The following is a 15,372-nucleotide window of genomic DNA, read 5'->3' on the forward strand; positions in this document are numbered from 1 at the left end:
TGTTATTTTTTAAATTAAAGATTAGGTACGCCATTGCAGCAGGCGTTTTGAAATAAGATGAATGCTTGTCGTCATAAAGGCCCCGCAAAGGGTAACTGTGATGGCGCAAACCAACAGAATATCCATTTCGGCATTAATCTCGGCTTTCATCATTAAGTTGCCTAGACCTGCACCGGCATTTAATAGCAACTCACTTGCTGTGGTGGTGATCCAAGTAAAGGGCACAGCTAAATTTAAGCCAGTTAAAATATGGGGTAGCGCTTGTGGAAGGCGTATTTTTTTAAATTTGCGCCAGAATGAGAATTGGTAAATACGTGCGATCTCATCGTATTTTGTATCATTGTGGCTAAGGCCCTGAAATGTATTAATCACTAATGGAAAAAACGAGGCAAGCGCGATAATAAAGATTTTTGCTTCTTCTCCATTACCAAACCATAAGGCAATTAAGGGTGTTAAGCCCAGTAACGGTACTTGTCGAATACTGTTAAATATTGGAGAAACTAAAGCATTTAAAACCTTTGAATAGGCAAGCAAAATACCTAAAATTAATCCGCTTATTGAACCTACTATGAAACCTATTCCAGCTTTTTTAAGACTTCCCCACGTGTTTAGCCACAGTTCACCTGTTTCAAGCAATTTAATAAATGCGAAATAAATGTTTTGTAAGGGAACAAATGCATAGGCATGACTGGTGCCTAAGCTTGAGTTGTATTGCCATAAGCCTAATAACAATAATGGCAGTATCAAGCCTTGTACTAAAATGATTGGCCGTTGCCATGTCTGTTTCAAAGTAAATGAACGCTGAGACATTATTTCTCCCTCGAACTGAGTGCAGGTGAGATAAAGCGTTGTTCCACTAACCGTAAAACTTTATCTAAGCCAAAGCCCACTAAGCCTGTGATAAACACACCGACCATCACGACATCTAATCTCAACATTTGGCGTCCTAGCTCCATCATTTGCCCAATACCCGTTCCAGCTGCCAGTAGCTCGACGGCAACTAAAATCAACCATGCACGACCTAGTGCAATTCGTAGTCCACTAATTAAAGGTGGGAGTATTGATGGAAGAACAATAAACCTGAGCCAAGCACGTGTTTTAAGTTGGTAGATTTGCCCTAATTCAATATATTTTTTAGGAATATTCTTGACGGCATCGGCCGTTGCTAAAGCAATTGGAAAAAAGCAGGCTTTAATAATCAGTAAAATTTTAAATAACTCACCAATCCCAAAAACTAAAATGAAAATAGGGATGAGGACAAAGATCGGAATTTGATAAAGAACGTTGAATAAAATATAGGTGTAATTTCGGAACGTTGTGTTTGCCCCATAGGCAATACCAAAAGTAATTGCACTGATTGCTGCAATGGAAAACCCCAAAAATAGTCGAGAAAGGCTATCTTTTAAATGGAGTTGAAGCTCACCACTTTGTAATAAAGCAATGAAGGTATTCCAAACAGTTTTAGGGGGCACCAAAATTTGGGTAGGGAAAACTTGTAAAGAACTAATCAACTGCCAAACGAGTAATACTAATAAGGGTGAAATCACAGAGAGCAGCCCATACACCTTTTTAGAAGAAAATTTCTTACGGAGTGGGGTTTTAAATAAAACGTTATTTTGCTCAATAAGTGGCTTTACTAGTATCTTCATAGTCTAGTTTCCCTGCTTATTGGAGGCAGGAGTTGCTTGTAAATTTTGAATCGCTTGGCGGGTAAACTTCGGATTCAACAGCTCATCTGCTTTGATTGGTGTTTGAATAAGCTGATTTTTCACAGCATGATCAATGACTTTTGAATAATGCTGTTTAAGAAAGTCGACTTGATAGTCTGGAGACCAGTCTTGTTGCCATGTGCTTGCTGTGTTCTGGCTTTCACGTTGAATCACATTAAGAGGTTGGCCAAACTTAGTTTGACTTTGCTGAAACTCATCTTGATGGTGTGCAATCCAATCCATTGCACGCACTGTCGCATCGGCGAGTAATTGTGTGGTATCTGGGTGTTGCTCAATATAACTTTTGCTACCCCAGAGTTCGGCACGCATTTTCCAATCTGCGGGCAAAGATTGTGATGACCAAATAATTTTACCCAAATGGCGGTCTTGTAAAGTAAGCGCATCGCTTAAGGTAAAAAAGGCATCTACACTTTTAGCAGATAAAGCAGCAGCCCCAGCTTGCGGGTTTAAATTCACAATTTGAAAGTCTTTTAGGCTTAATCCTTTACTTTGTATGAGTTGCCCAAAGTTAATTTCCCATGGACGGCCACGATGTAATGCAATTTTTTTACCTTTTAATTCTTCAATAGATTTAATAGGTGAATTTTCTGGAACAATAAGGTAGACGTTATTACCGATACCTCCGGGTACAACAATTTGTGTTTTAACGCCTGTGGCATTAAGGACTACAGCAGGAAGGTTTCCATAAAAAGCAAAATCAATTTTATTATTTATAAAACTTTCATTGACCAGAGTCGCTACAGCGGCAGTCGTCACTGGTTCCCATTTTAATTCAATGTGATTTTGCTTTAACGCTTTTAGAAAAATTTGATCTTGTGAAATCAGTTGTGGCACACCAATAAAGTCCAAACTACCTGAAGTACCATTGGCAACGACAGCAATTCGAAGTTGTTGGTCTTCAGACTGTTTTGGGGTGGACTCTTCGGTTTTTTGTGCCCCACAAGCAACAAGACCCAAAAAACTGAAACCTAAAAGTAGACGTGGAAAAATACGCATATCATCATAAGAATTAAAAAATATATGGGTATAGAGCAAAAACCAAGCCAATAAAATTATTATAAATAAATCAATTAATTATAATTTTTTAAAATTATTGTTGAGGTTAAATCCCGTAGTTGTGTTGTGATTGGAACACTCGTTAACGTTTAAGTGTTGGAATATCAACACAGCATTTAAACCCAATTTTTTAATATTTATATAAAACAGTTACATATATGAAAATTAATTTAAAAAAATATCGGCATGATTCCTGCTCTAAGACCTCTAACGAATTAAATATCGTCAAATCTTTAAATTATCGAGATTCATTATGTCAGTTGAGTTTTTATGGAGAATCCCTGTTCATGGGGATGGTCGTCGAGCACATCAATTACACACACGCGGTGAATGGAACCAATTAACGCCATCAGTTAAATCTCCACAACGTGTTGCACCACAATATGAAGATCAATTGTTTGCTTACTATGACTATGTCCAGCAAGTGGCGAAAGCAGCTGATATTGTTGGTTTTCACGGCGCACTCATTCCTGCTTTTCCACATACTGAAGAGCCATGGGTGTTAGCATCTGCACTGGCAAGAGAGACAAAAAGACTTCGTTTGCTCATCGCAATTCAGCCTTGGTTTATTCATCCAGCCTATGCAAGCCAAATGGCTGCAAGTTTGCAACGCTTAAGTCAGGGACGAGTAGAGTGGAATGTGATTTCAGGCGGCGGGGGCGCACAACAACGCGCATATGGAGACTTTATCGAACATGATCAACGCTATGCACGGACCAACGAATTTTTAGAATTTGTGAAAGGTTACTCGCACCATGCACCTTTTAATTACGATGGAAAGTTTTTTCATGTCGAACAAGGTGGCCTGAAATATCCAATGAATCAATATGAAGTTCCACGCTTGTGGTTAGCAGGTGCGAGTGATGCTGCTTTACAAGTGGCAGGACGTCATGCCGATATTCATTTAACTTGGGGCGAACCTGTAGACCAACAGAAAAAAGTGATTGAACAGGCCCAAAATTTCTTTGAGCAGAATTCGCCGGAACGAAAAGTTAAATTTGGCATGCGTATCGATATTTTGGCACGACCTACTCAAGAACAAGCATTCCAAGAGCTTAAACAGATGTATGAAACCATTGCAGTTGATGGTAATGCATTTGAACGAAAAGATACTGAATCGGTAGGAGCTAAACGCCAGCAAGCCTTAGCACAGGGCAATCGTTTTGAAGATCTATTTGTGAGTCCGAATGTTTGGGCGGGAATGTCAAATGTAAGAGGTGGGCCAAACTGTATTTTAGTCGGGAGTTATGAGCAGGTCGCAGAGCGTTTGCAAGAGTATATTGATATTGGGGTAGGACATTTTATTTTAGCGAGTAATCCGCATTTAGAAGAAGCATATCGAGTGGCTGAAGAAGTCTTACCCTTAGTAGGATATAAATTAAAATAATAAACTTAGACCTCTTTGAGAAATCAAAGGGGTCTTGTTGTTTGAACAGCATAACAGTGTTTGAAAACCAACATCTTTTACGTGGTGTATTTAAATATTTTTCATTAAATATATTAAAAATAATAACTTAAGTATTTGGCATGGCTTGTGCAACTCACTACTTAATCTTTTATTTTTAGTTTAAGTTGCTATGCGTGAACAAATCTTTAATCCACATAAGCGGGCCTTGCTCTTTGAGCAATATGCGACAGTTGCAGCCTCAACTGAAATTGCAGATCCATTTGCACGGCATGATCAAGAAACCATCGAACCTGCTCCAGAGAAGTTGAATAAAGTCTTAATCGCAATTATTGCCGTTGCTTCAGCACATCTTGGAATTTGGTATATCGCGAAACAATTACCGACACCAGCTTTAGATATTCATAAACCCGAACCTGTGGTAATTGAAATCGTAAAACCGGTTGAACCACCTAAAGTGATTGAACCCAAAATTCCACCGATTACTGAAAAACCTAAAGTTCCACCTGTGGTGGAAAAGCCCAAGCCAATTCCCAAACAAGTTGAACAACCAAAACCTGTCCAAAAAAATGTGGAGCAGCCTAAGCCTGTTGCAAAAACGGTGGCTGAGCCAACTCCACAAAAAGTTGTAGCACCTGTGGTCGCAAAAGAAGTAGTAGCAGAACCAGTAAAAAAAGTTGCTGAGCCTGTAAAAGCTTCAGATGACAATTTACCTGTGACTGAAGCAAAAGGTTATGCCGGATATCTCAGTAACCCTGCACCTGAATATCCTGACCAAGCTTTAGAACGTGGTTGGGAAGGCTCAGTCATTTTACGGGTTAAAGTATTAGCAAATGGCAGCCCTGATACGGTCAGTGTCAAGCAAAGTAGCGGCAAAAAACTTCTAGACAGTGCTGCCGTAAGAACAGTAAAGCAATGGAAATTTTCACCTGCGCTAAAAGGGAAAACCCCTGTAGAAGGCTGGGTCGATGTTCCAATTCATTATCAATTACCGAAATAAAATTTAAATTAAGAGGATATTTTCATGACAGATATTAATTCATTGATCCATGACGGCACGATCTGGTTATTAGTTGCTTTCTCAATTGTGACTTGGGTGTTGATTGTAGTTAAGGTAGTCCAGACACAGCGGGCAACTAAACAAAGTAAGCTTTTTGTAGAAGAGTTTTGGAAAGCGAAAAATTTATCAGATGCAGTGACTAAGTCAGAACTTGGTGAAGGTCCAGCAGCTCGGGTTGCTAACACAGGTTTTCAGACATTAATTGAAGCAGATGAAAAAACACATCAAGACTTACAAAACAGTTGGAGCCGTCAGGACTTATTAGAACGCCATTTAAGTAAACAAGTTCTTACCGAGCGCCGTCAATTAGAAAAAGGCTCGGCTTTACTGGCTTCTATTGGTAATAACGCACCTTTCATTGGTCTGTTCGGTACAGTATTTGGGATTATTCATGCATTACAAGCGATTGCCCATTCAGGTAATGCGAGCATGGATGTCGTGGCTGGACCAATTGGAGAGGCTCTAGTTGCAACGGGTATTGGTATTGCGGTTGCTGTACCTGCGGTGCTTGCCTATAACTACTTTGTACGTAAAGTAAAAACAATTGGCGCAGATCTTGATGATTTTGCAACGGATTTCGTGAGTCTAAATCAAAAAGCAGGATTCCAACTACCAACTGCTAAGACCAAGGGTACGACTGGAAATACGGCACTTAAGGATAATTCTGCTAAAGAAGTGAAAGAAAAAGGAGTGTTTGCATAATGGCAATTTCTACTTCTCAAGAAGACGATGTCGTCAGTGAAATTAATATTACGCCGCTGGTGGATGTCATGTTGGTTTTACTTATCGTATTCATTGTGACGGCTCCTTTGTTAACAAATACGGTGAAAGTTAATTTACCAAAGGCGGCACCGACTCAATCTACAGACCAGAACAAAGCTGTGGTGATTAGTGTAAACCCACAAGGTGAAATATTCCTTGATAAAGATAAGGTGACACTTGCGAACTTTGAACAAGAAATAAAGTCACGTAAAAGCAGTAACCCTAAATTAGCATTAAATTTAAATGCTGATGAGACCGTACCTTATGGAACAGTCGCAAAATTATTGGCAAGTATTGAACGTGTAGGAGTAGATAAACTCTCTGTGATTACAGTACCTAAATAATTATGACTCCCGTAAAAAAAGCTGCTTCGGCAGCTTTTTTTATATTGTGACTTTACAGATGAGTATTAAGCTTTCCAGAGTTTCTCAAAACGCCATGTCGGAAAAATCGTATGTTCAGGAGCTAAACCGCCAATATTTTTCGCTGCGGCATCAATGGTGTGGCTAAACCCCCAAATAAGCATTCCACCACGTTCATGTTGAATTTTTTGTGCTTGCGCTAAATGGATTTTGCGTTTGGTTAAATCAGGCTCTGCCAGTGCTTTAAAAAATAGCTCACTATATTCAGGGTCTTTAAAGTTCACACGGTTGGTGGTAGAAATTGGAGCATCGTTAACAACGGCAGTCGATAAATAGGGTGTGCCTACATTGGTCGCATTACTCGATAGCTGCCAATTATTACGATCAGGGCCATTAAACGTTGCAAAATCGACTTGTTTAATTCGAATATTCACATTGGCTTGTTTTGCTTGCTCGGCAAAAATTAATGCAGGTTGAGCGCTACTCGCAGGGGTAACAAGCTCTACACTTAAACCATCTTTAAAGCCTGCTTGTGCTAATAAATTTTTTGCCTCGACAATATTTTGTTGGCGCTGCGGTAAATTGAGAAAGGCAGGGTCTTGCGGCGAATAAAGATCGTTGGCAATTCGGCCTTGTCCATTTAAGCCTCGTTGTACCAACTCCTCTCGGTTTGCAATCAAACGAAATGCCTGACGTACTCTAGGGTCATTAAACGGCGCTTGTTGAGTATTAAAGTCAAAACTATTATGCGTATTGGTCTCAGAGCGTATGGTTTGAATGTGTTTTGCCTGCTCCAAAATTTTAATATATTCAGGTGAAATCGCATTCGCTAAATCAATTTGCCCAGCCAATAAAGCATTTAATCGAGAGACCTGATCTTTAAAATCAATCACTTCAAAACTATCTGCATAAGGTTTGTCAGGTTTAAAGTAATTATTAAAGCGGGTAAAAACAGAACGTTGCCCCGGAATAAACTCTTTGACTTTATATGGACCAGCTCCCACTGGATTATGAATAGGGTCAAAGTCAGTCGGTACAATTCCTCCAAAGTTTACCCAAGTTTCAGGCAATGCAACAAAGCCGGGAAGCGTACTAATAAAAGGAATACGAACGGTGTATTCATCTAGTTTTTGAATACGATCTCGGTCAATCCACTGCACCAGATTACGAAATGGTGAAGCAAGTTTAGGGTCTGTTAGGCGTTTCACTGAAAAGATTACATCGTCCGCAGTAATGGTTTTACCATGATGGAATTCTAAGCCTTTGTGTAAACGGATGGTCCATTCACTTGCATTGTGATTAGGTTCGGCAAACTCTGCTAAAGCAAGTCGCGGCAGCATATTTTCATCCCATTCCCATAACTTATTATAAATAGCGAAACCTCGGGTAATACCACTTCCAGATGCTGAAAGATGAGGATCTAGACTGCCTGATTGTTGTCCTCCAATGAGCCCCAAGCGTATAACCCCTCCATGCTTAGGTGTTGCCGAAGAGGTACTGTTTGATTCGGTACTATGGTCTGGAGAGGGGCCGCAGCCAGACAGACTGCCCACGAGAGAGACGCCACCTAGCGCCGTGAGACTTTGCGTTAAAAATTTTCGACGTGATAACAGAAATGTTTGATTTGTCATTATAAATACCTGATTAGATCTTCATCTTCTAAGGTATTGCAGAATAAATGCCAATATTTTTTTATAATTTTACCATATTTATCAAAATCTTATGGAGTTATTGTTTTTGATGAGTGTCTCTATTTCAACAGCTTTGTTGAAAAAATAAACATGAATACAACTGATAAATAAAGAATAAGAAATTAAAAATAACTGAATCAAATGGTTAGGGGTAATTATTTGGCTGTTTAATGGTTGGCATAGGCTTTGCGTAACGCATTGTAAATTTACTTTACTGAGTGTGATATGAGACAGCCTTTTCAATTAAAACCTTTAGTTATTGCGCTTAGCATATTAGGGGCGACTTTACCGTTATATGTTTTTGCCGAAGAAACACCACAACAAGCAGGTGATTCTGAAAATGATGTGATTACTTTGTCAGATGTAGTGGTTACTGGAGCCATCAAGAAAACCACCGTTGTTCCCAAACGCAAAGTGACCTCAATTTATGGAACGGATAGCTCTGTATTGGATACCCCGCGTGTAGTATCCCAAGTATCAGAACAACAATTTAGAGAAGATGTTATTCGAAGTGCGGATGATCTCGTCAAATATGCACCTAGCATTACACGAGGCGGGGGACAAAATGCTAACTTTACTCCACAAATTCGTGGACAGAACTCGGAAGTTTTTCAAGATAGCCAACGCATTTACAGTACCCGCCATCCAACCAATCTCAATGCTTATGAAGCAGCCGATATTGTAGCAGGACCAACTGGTGTAATTTTTGCGCCGACTTCAGGTTCTGGCGGATATATTAACTACCTAACCAAAAAGCCTAATTTTAATAAAGCCGAAACCAATATTTCTGGGACTGTAGGTTCCATTTACTCAGGTAAAGGTGCAGAGCCTAATTTCTCTGTCAGTATTGATCATACGGCCCCAATTTCAAAAGAGTTAGCATTTCGCGTTAGTGCAACAGCACAAAAGACAGATGACTATTATGACAATGTGAAAAATAACTTTAATGCATTTTATGGGGCCCTTGCTTGGCGTCCAAATGATCGTTTACGGGTAGACTGGAATATTAGTTACGATGACTATTACGATTTTAATGTGACACATGGCTGGAATAGAGCATCGCAACAATCGGTTGATCATGGTCTTTATTACAAAGGTAGAGCTACGCCTATTATTCAAAACGGTTCGACTTTTTGGTCTCCTGTATTTGAATCGGGTACGGCAAATTCTAAAGTCATTGGTTGGCAAACTCGTCAGAAGAACGATAAAAACCAATATATTGCTGTTGGTGGAGTTCAGACCACGCCGTTACCGAACTCAACTGCCGATCAAGCAGGAACTATTAAAGGTTGGGTCTATGATCCATCAATCCCCGGTAATGAGTTGGTCAAGCTAGATGATCATGTTTCAGGACGCAGTGAAGATAAAAATAGTGCCAAGCGATTTAGTACTCAATTAAAAGTAATTAAAGATTTAAATGACCATTGGTCTATTGCGAATAGTACGCTCTATCAAAATAATAAAGATTTAGGCGACTCTGTTGGAAGCTTCTTTACAGATTTAGATCATGAGTTAATTGATAACCGACTAGAGTTTTTAGGCGACTATGATTTTGAAATAGGTGGCGTAAAAATTAATAATAAAAGCAGTACAGGGGGAACATATCGTCATGAAAAGTTTACGTCCTTAGCTGCAAATAATAGTTTTAATATTAATCCTTATGATTTAACCAATGATCCATCGCAGAAGAATCCTGGTGATTTACTGGGGTTAATTAACAATAGTGGTTCAACAGGAGGTTGGATTGGGCAAGCAGGGGTACCTCAATATTCTCAATATTTTGGATATTTAAATTTACCGCGCATGTACCCAATTGGAAATGGTTTATATGCAGAAAAAGGTGGCTTCCCACCAAATGGAGGAGGAGCTGTCTATACCGGATCTGGTTTTTGGGATACGTTGAGTGTATTCACCCAACAAAATTTTACCTTTAACGATGTATTCGGTATTAACTTAGGAATTAACCATAGTTCTGTAAGAGCGAAACTTGAGAACCCACTGGTCTTAACCCCAACAGATATACGTTCATCGAGTGATAAATATAGTCTATTGAGCTACCAACTCAGTACGTTTATTAAGCCTACTGCAAAAAGTACACTCTATTTTACCTATGACAAAAGTACTGCATTAAATACGGGAGTATTTGGACCATTCTTGATTTGGGGTGCTGGTAATCAGCTCAATCCTTTAGCTTTTGACAGTCAAAGTGAGCTAAAAGAAGTAGGATTTAAATATGAACCTATCACTGACCAGTTATTTTTAACCCTAAGTGGGTTTGAACAAAAACGAGATTTATCGCCTGATACCAACGGCAATATGGCTCGCTTTGAAATAAAAGGAATTGAGTCATCATTAAGATGGCAACTCCAAAAAAATATAGCGATTGGGGGCAATTTCACTTATTTAGATGCTGAATATAGCTCAATTATACCTGCTGGTTTTTCACCATTTGGCTTTCATGCGGATAATGCTACGGTTTGGGGAGACAATAACGCTTTAAACCAACGTAAAGCTGGACGTTATGATGCAGCAGGAATTCCCAAGTACTCTGCAAGTGCTTATGTAGATTACCAACATCAGTCTGGTTTTGGGGCCAACCTATCAGGATGGTGGACAAGCTACTGGTACACTAACCTAAGCCAAACCGTAAAAGTACCGAATAACTATAATCTGGACTTAGGTCTTTATTATCGCCACCCACAGTGGACGGTGGGCCTTAATATTCTCAACCTAACCAATGAACGAAATTTTGTGAATGGTTTGGCAGGAGCGAATAGCGAGTTTTTACAACCTATGCGTCCACTGACTGTACAGGGCCAGTTTAGTTATAAATTTTAAAAACTACACATCATTTCTAAGAAACCTAAAAAGCCATACGTCTGTATGGCTTTATTATTAATACTGGATAGAAAACACATAAAATAGGGGATGTTGAAATAACAACAATAATACGTTTCAGACTGTCTATCTATCAGCAGTTTTTACACGCTTTACTCTTGGTTTTTAAATAAGTATTTGAAAGTATTTAAATAAATTTAATGGCATGGAAGTTGCCAATATAAGAATAGATTTATTTAAATGGAGTCACCATGTTTAAGGTTACAAAAATTAGGCAGAGTATTTTAACTGCTATGTGGGGAGTAACGGCGAGTGTTTCGACATTAGCTTTAGCGAACGATGATGCTGATACAATTCCTGCTGAGCAACAAGCTCAGGTGGTAAATGCAAAAGATGTAAAAAAACTAGGCGATGTCATCGTTACTGCACAGTATCGTGCACAAAACATTCAAAAAGTTCCGACCGCAATTACGGCAGTTTCTGGCAAAGATTTAGCTGCGAAAGGCTCAACATTTATTGGCGATGTTTTAACTTATACACCCAATGCAGCAGCCGAAAACCCTGATGGCGATAGCCGTCCACGTTGGTATATTCGTGGTCTAGGAACTGGCGATGTTGCAGCATCTACAGTTTTTCCAGTCGGTATATATGCAGATGGGGTTTATTTAAATGCGCCTGTTGCCGGTGCGGGAGACTTATTCGATTTAGAACGTATTGAGGTTCTCCGCGGTCCACAAGGCACGCTTTACGGTAAAAATACCACGGCTGGTGCAGTGAATTACATTTCACGGAAACCCGTTTTTTCAGACAAACCGACTGGTTACGGAACTATAGGAATAGGCGACCATAATCTTCGTACTTTTGAAGGCGCCGTGAATGGGGCTATATCAGATAACGTTGCCGTAAGAGGAGCATTCTATTCAGAAGACCGCGATGGCTATGCAAAGAATTTAGCCAGTGGAGAAGACTACGGAGATGTTGATAAAAAATCATTCCGCTTCCAGATATTAGGAAAAATTAATGATGATTGGAATGCTTTAGTCAATCTTCATAGTCAAACCTATAATGGTCTGGGCAATAATGGTTCGTTAAGTATTGGAAAATACTGGGGTGTTTATGAAAGACCACAAGGCCGCGACACAAATTTAGATTTAGCTGAGAGCAATAAAATTCAACATGATGGTACATCGCTCACATTAACAGGAGATTTAGGGGGAGGTCATACTTTTACATCCATTACAGCGTTTGATAAGACCACTCAAAAATCCATTTCTGATGGTGACTATACGCCATATGATGTAGCACGAAGCTATAGTGATAATGAGTGGCGCCAATACAGCCAAGAGTTTCGCATTTCATCCGATGCTGAAAAAAGACTCAGTTGGATTGCAGGTTTTCACTACTTTAATGAAGATTTGGATTCAACAGGGGTAAGCGCACGAGTAAATAAAACGCTACCGAATGGCGCTCCAGCTCAGACCTCAGGAACACCTGCTTTTAGAGATATTACTTATAACCAGACCACACAAAGTTTTGCCTTGTTTGGAAACAGTACCTATAAATTTACCGACAAATTTAAAGTGACAGGCGGTCTACGTTGGACAAGTGAAGAAAAAGACATTGATCTAGACCTTGTTCAAATTACCACGGGCGATTACACCAAAGGCAGTTGGTGGCAAAAGGATGGGTACAGTAATGCGGTTTATAATCCAGCACCTAACGCAAATGGTTCAACAAGTCGTAAAAAGAGATGGAATGAGCTCACCTACGATATTACGCCAGAATATGAAATCACTCCTGATATCAACACATATTTCCGTTTTGCTCGAGGTTTCCGTTCAGGCGGCTTTAACACCGGACTTTCAAGTAGCCTGACGCAACTTGCAGATGTTAACCCTGAATATTTAAATAGTTACGAGCTAGGTTTGAAGTCTAGCTTGTTACAAGGCAATTTAACGGCCAATGCCAATATTTTCTATTATGACTACAAAGATATTCAAACAAATTTATTGGTTGCGACCGAAGGACAGGGTGGAGGAGTAACCTCAGTTCTAGCAAATGGACCTAAAGCAGAAGTAAAAGGTGCAGAATTAGAATTAGATTATTTGGCAACCGATAATTTACGCCTACGCTTTGCCGGAGCCTATTTAGACAGCGAATACACCGACTTTGTTGATAAAAACCCAGTAACGAATGTTGTAAATGCTGACAATACAGGTAACAGCTTGGTTCGTTCTCCAAAATACACCATCGGTTTAGGGGGTGAATATACCTTTAACCTTGATAGTGGAGCACGAGTCATTGTGGGCACAGATGTAAAATATCGTGACCGTGAGTTTTTCTTAGTGAACCGTCAAGATTATTCAGTTGACCCAATCTTGAGTCAAAAAGCGTACACCTTATGGAACGCGAACGTTGGGTATATCAGCGCAAATAATAAATACCAAGTTAATGCTTACGTTAAAAACCTATTAGATGAAGAATATCAAGTTCATGGGCGACCAAATGGTCCTGCTGGGCAATATGTCTTAACCTATGGAAACCCACGTCAAGTTGGTGTTTCTCTCACTGCAAAATTCTAAGCTTTGCTTTACGGAGAAAATAATGGGAATTGAATTTTTTACACGTTTGCCGCTTCATGGCGAAACAGAATTTTTACCCGGTGATCCACGTAATCGCGGAGATTGGGCCAATATTGAAAATGTTGAAAATACTGGAGCGGTTTCTAACTATAACGTAGGTGATGATTTTACCTATATTGATTATCTAAGCCAGATCGCACGGGCAGCAGAAATTAATGGGTTTGCTGGTGCACTCATGGTGAATGCGCCAACGGGTGAAGAGCCTTGGACTGTATGTTCGTTACTTGCTCGAGAAACTAAAAAACTTAACTTTGTGACGGCATTCCAGCCTTATCATTTTAGTCCATATAATGCTGTACAAACTGCAGCAACTTATCAGCGTGCAACAGGTAATCGGCTGGTTTGGAATATTATTAATGGCGGTTCGGAAGTAATCCAACGTCAAGTAGGTGATAATTTACCTCATGACGAACGTTATGCACGTGCTACAGAATTTCTAGATGTTGTAAAAGGATATTGGAATAATCCTTCATTTCACTATCAAGGAAAGTACTATTCGGCTGAAGGTGGTGGATTAAAATATCCATTGAATAAAGCGAGCCTTCCAATTATTTGTACAGCAGGTTCTTCGGAAGCTGCTCGCGAATTTGGAGCGAAACATGCCGACTATTATTTAATGCGAGCTGAAAAACCAGAAGAAATTGCAGCATTAATTGCAGACGTACGTGCTCGTGCAAAAAAGTATGGTCGTGAAAATATAAAATTTGGTCTATCAATCGATACCATTGCTCGCCGTACCGAACAAGAAGCATTGGCAGAGGCACAGCGCTTTCTCGATGAAGCCGCTGAAAAGCAACGTTTACACGCGGCAGCAGCCCATACGGGTTTACGCTCAGCGCGCGTATTAAGCTTCGAAAAAGAGTATGCCGAAAAAGATGGCAGTAAAAATGTCAGTGACTTCTTTATACATCCAAATGTATGGTCTGGCTTTGGCTATATTGGTGTTCCACCAGGTGTTGCTTTAGTGGGAAGCTACCAACAGATTATTGAACGTATTCAAGAATACAATAGCATTGGCATAGAGTTATTCTTTCTTGCAGGCTATCCACATCTTGAAGAGTCATACCGTCTTGGTGAACACGTTCTTCCGCACTTTAAAAAGCAACGTGCTCGATTACAGCCTACGGTAGCTAGCCCAGAGTTTGATATTGCGCTTTAAAGTTTAAATGTTCTTTAAATAAGCCTGATTAGTAAGCTAGTTGGGCTTTTTAATTTTTATCTATGTATAAGTTTTATTTTGTCAAGCAATTTTAAATAATTAAAAAAGTATTATCAATGACTTATATGTTTAGTTAAATCGAATTTATTCTCAAGAATCTTCATTCTGAATCTGAAAATTCAGCGTGATAAGCATAGAATAAGGGCTATTTATCATGACAAACGCACACAACATCTTTAAAGGCAAATTACTCAAAGTAGACGAACGTGCTAGAGATAAAGGCACAGAATATTCGTCTAATTTTGCAATCAGAGAAATTCGATCGTGGGCTTGAGCAAATGGTGCATGTTCGCAGGCAGTTAAACTTGATGAAGATCATCATCATTTAGTTGAGTTTTATAAATGTTATTTGAATAAAGAAATCTTTATTCCAGTGATGTTGTCATCAATGGGCAGCAATATTTTTTATCGTACAACTGTGATGGTAAGGCAACATTAAGAAGGAAATGTAGCTAAGAGCTTGATAGAACTAAAGACTTAATAAGGAATTATATTATTGTTCGTATAATGTATATTATGTTAAATAAGATATTTGGAAACCTACCATATATAAGGCTCTGGCTACTCTGCATTGTTAGTACGCCGTTTATAGGCTTCACTACACTGA

The 15,372-nt window shown here is 39.4% G+C and carries 11 protein-coding genes; 7 read left to right on the top strand and 4 right to left on the bottom strand.

The features are described from left to right. Nucleotides 1-21 precede the first annotated feature (21 nt). From BMW38_RS03550 to BMW38_RS03560, 3 genes are read right to left on the bottom strand one after another with little or no spacing between them, the layout of a single operon-like run. On the bottom strand, nucleotides 22-810 hold the full coding sequence (locus BMW38_RS03550; protein WP_092705842.1) for an ABC transporter permease: 789 nt from the start codon (nucleotides 808-810) through the stop codon (nucleotides 22-24). Continuing rightward, nucleotides 810-1,649, bottom strand: coding sequence for an ABC transporter permease (locus BMW38_RS03555; RefSeq protein ID WP_092705843.1), 840 nt, complete (start codon nucleotides 1,647-1,649; stop codon nucleotides 810-812). Before BMW38_RS03555 ends, BMW38_RS03550 begins: the two co-directional genes overlap by 1 nt. Before the next feature lie 3 nt (nucleotides 1,650-1,652). After that, a complete protein-coding gene (locus BMW38_RS03560; RefSeq protein ID WP_092705844.1) occupies nucleotides 1,653-2,726 on the bottom strand; it encodes an ABC transporter substrate-binding protein in 1,074 nt (357 codons plus the stop codon). 313 nt (nucleotides 2,727-3,039) lie between these two features. Here BMW38_RS03560 and BMW38_RS03565 point away from each other — a divergent pair, with 313 nt between their 5' ends. The 4 genes from BMW38_RS03565 to BMW38_RS03580 all read left to right on the top strand — a co-directional run bounded on the left by BMW38_RS03565 (nucleotide 3,040) and on the right by BMW38_RS03580 (nucleotide 6,357). Then, nucleotides 3,040-4,173 carry an LLM class flavin-dependent oxidoreductase gene (locus BMW38_RS03565; protein WP_092705845.1) on the top strand — a complete coding sequence of 378 codons (1,134 nt, stop codon included), beginning with the start codon at nucleotides 3,040-3,042 and terminating at the stop codon, nucleotides 4,171-4,173. Nucleotides 4,174-4,363: 190 nt separating this feature from the next. Beyond that, nucleotides 4,364-5,191 carry an energy transducer TonB gene (locus tag BMW38_RS03570; protein ID WP_092705846.1) on the top strand — a complete coding sequence of 276 codons (828 nt, stop codon included), beginning with the start codon at nucleotides 4,364-4,366 and terminating at the stop codon, nucleotides 5,189-5,191. A gap of 24 nt (nucleotides 5,192-5,215) precedes the next feature. Then, nucleotides 5,216-5,953 carry a MotA/TolQ/ExbB proton channel family protein gene (locus BMW38_RS03575; RefSeq protein WP_092705847.1) on the top strand — a complete coding sequence of 246 codons (738 nt, stop codon included), beginning with the start codon at nucleotides 5,216-5,218 and terminating at the stop codon, nucleotides 5,951-5,953. Continuing rightward, nucleotides 5,953-6,357, top strand: coding sequence for an ExbD/TolR family protein (locus BMW38_RS03580; RefSeq protein WP_001018517.1), 405 nt, complete (start codon nucleotides 5,953-5,955; stop codon nucleotides 6,355-6,357). The genes BMW38_RS03575 and BMW38_RS03580 overlap by 1 nt, the downstream gene beginning before the upstream one ends. A gap of 65 nt (nucleotides 6,358-6,422) precedes the next feature. Here the strand turns inward: BMW38_RS03580 and BMW38_RS03585 are convergent, their stop codons facing one another. Beyond that, nucleotides 6,423-8,006 (bottom strand): ABC transporter substrate-binding protein, encoded by a 1,584-nt coding sequence (locus BMW38_RS03585; RefSeq protein ID WP_092705848.1) that lies wholly within the window; start codon nucleotides 8,004-8,006, stop codon nucleotides 6,423-6,425. Between the two features lie 285 nt (nucleotides 8,007-8,291). On the opposite strand from BMW38_RS03585, the gene BMW38_RS03590 reads away from it, so the two are divergent. The 3 genes from BMW38_RS03590 to BMW38_RS03600 all read left to right on the top strand — a co-directional run bounded on the left by BMW38_RS03590 (nucleotide 8,292) and on the right by BMW38_RS03600 (nucleotide 14,705). Next, a complete protein-coding gene (locus tag BMW38_RS03590) occupies nucleotides 8,292-10,904 on the top strand; it encodes a TonB-dependent receptor (RefSeq protein ID WP_092705849.1) in 2,613 nt (870 codons plus the stop codon). Between the two features lie 251 nt (nucleotides 10,905-11,155). Next, the gene (locus tag BMW38_RS03595) at nucleotides 11,156-13,486 is read left to right on the top strand and encodes a TonB-dependent receptor (RefSeq protein ID WP_348271185.1); all 2,331 of its coding nucleotides are present in this window, start codon (nucleotides 11,156-11,158) and stop codon (nucleotides 13,484-13,486) included. A gap of 22 nt (nucleotides 13,487-13,508) precedes the next feature. Beyond that, complete coding sequence (locus BMW38_RS03600) at nucleotides 13,509-14,705, top strand: LLM class flavin-dependent oxidoreductase (RefSeq protein WP_092705850.1); 1,197 nt, start codon at nucleotides 13,509-13,511, stop codon at nucleotides 14,703-14,705. Nucleotides 14,706-15,372: the final 667 nt, after the last annotated feature.

It is taken from the genome of Acinetobacter sp. yr461, assembly GCF_900110445.1.
Classification (GTDB): domain Bacteria; phylum Pseudomonadota; class Gammaproteobacteria; order Pseudomonadales; family Moraxellaceae; genus Acinetobacter; species Acinetobacter calcoaceticus.

Excerpts from the sequence above, each read along its gene's own strand:
- BMW38_RS03550 (WP_092705842.1), bottom strand. The coding sequence starts at position 810 with ATGTCTCAGCGTTCATTTACTTTGAAACAGACATGGCAACGGCCAATC.
- BMW38_RS03555 (WP_092705843.1), bottom strand. The coding sequence starts at position 1,649 with ATGAAGATACTAGTAAAGCCACTTATTGAGCAAAATAACGTTTTATTT.
- BMW38_RS03560 (WP_092705844.1), bottom strand. The coding sequence starts at position 2,726 with ATGCGTATTTTTCCACGTCTACTTTTAGGTTTCAGTTTTTTGGGTCTT.
- BMW38_RS03565 (WP_092705845.1), top strand. The coding sequence starts at position 3,040 with ATGTCAGTTGAGTTTTTATGGAGAATCCCTGTTCATGGGGATGGTCGT.
- BMW38_RS03570 (WP_092705846.1), top strand. The coding sequence starts at position 4,364 with ATGCGTGAACAAATCTTTAATCCACATAAGCGGGCCTTGCTCTTTGAG.
- BMW38_RS03575 (WP_092705847.1), top strand. The coding sequence starts at position 5,216 with ATGACAGATATTAATTCATTGATCCATGACGGCACGATCTGGTTATTA.
- BMW38_RS03580 (WP_001018517.1), top strand. The coding sequence starts at position 5,953 with ATGGCAATTTCTACTTCTCAAGAAGACGATGTCGTCAGTGAAATTAAT.
- BMW38_RS03585 (WP_092705848.1), bottom strand. The coding sequence starts at position 8,006 with ATGACAAATCAAACATTTCTGTTATCACGTCGAAAATTTTTAACGCAA.
- BMW38_RS03590 (WP_092705849.1), top strand. The coding sequence starts at position 8,292 with ATGAGACAGCCTTTTCAATTAAAACCTTTAGTTATTGCGCTTAGCATA.
- BMW38_RS03595 (WP_348271185.1), top strand. The coding sequence starts at position 11,156 with ATGTTTAAGGTTACAAAAATTAGGCAGAGTATTTTAACTGCTATGTGG.
- BMW38_RS03600 (WP_092705850.1), top strand. The coding sequence starts at position 13,509 with ATGGGAATTGAATTTTTTACACGTTTGCCGCTTCATGGCGAAACAGAA.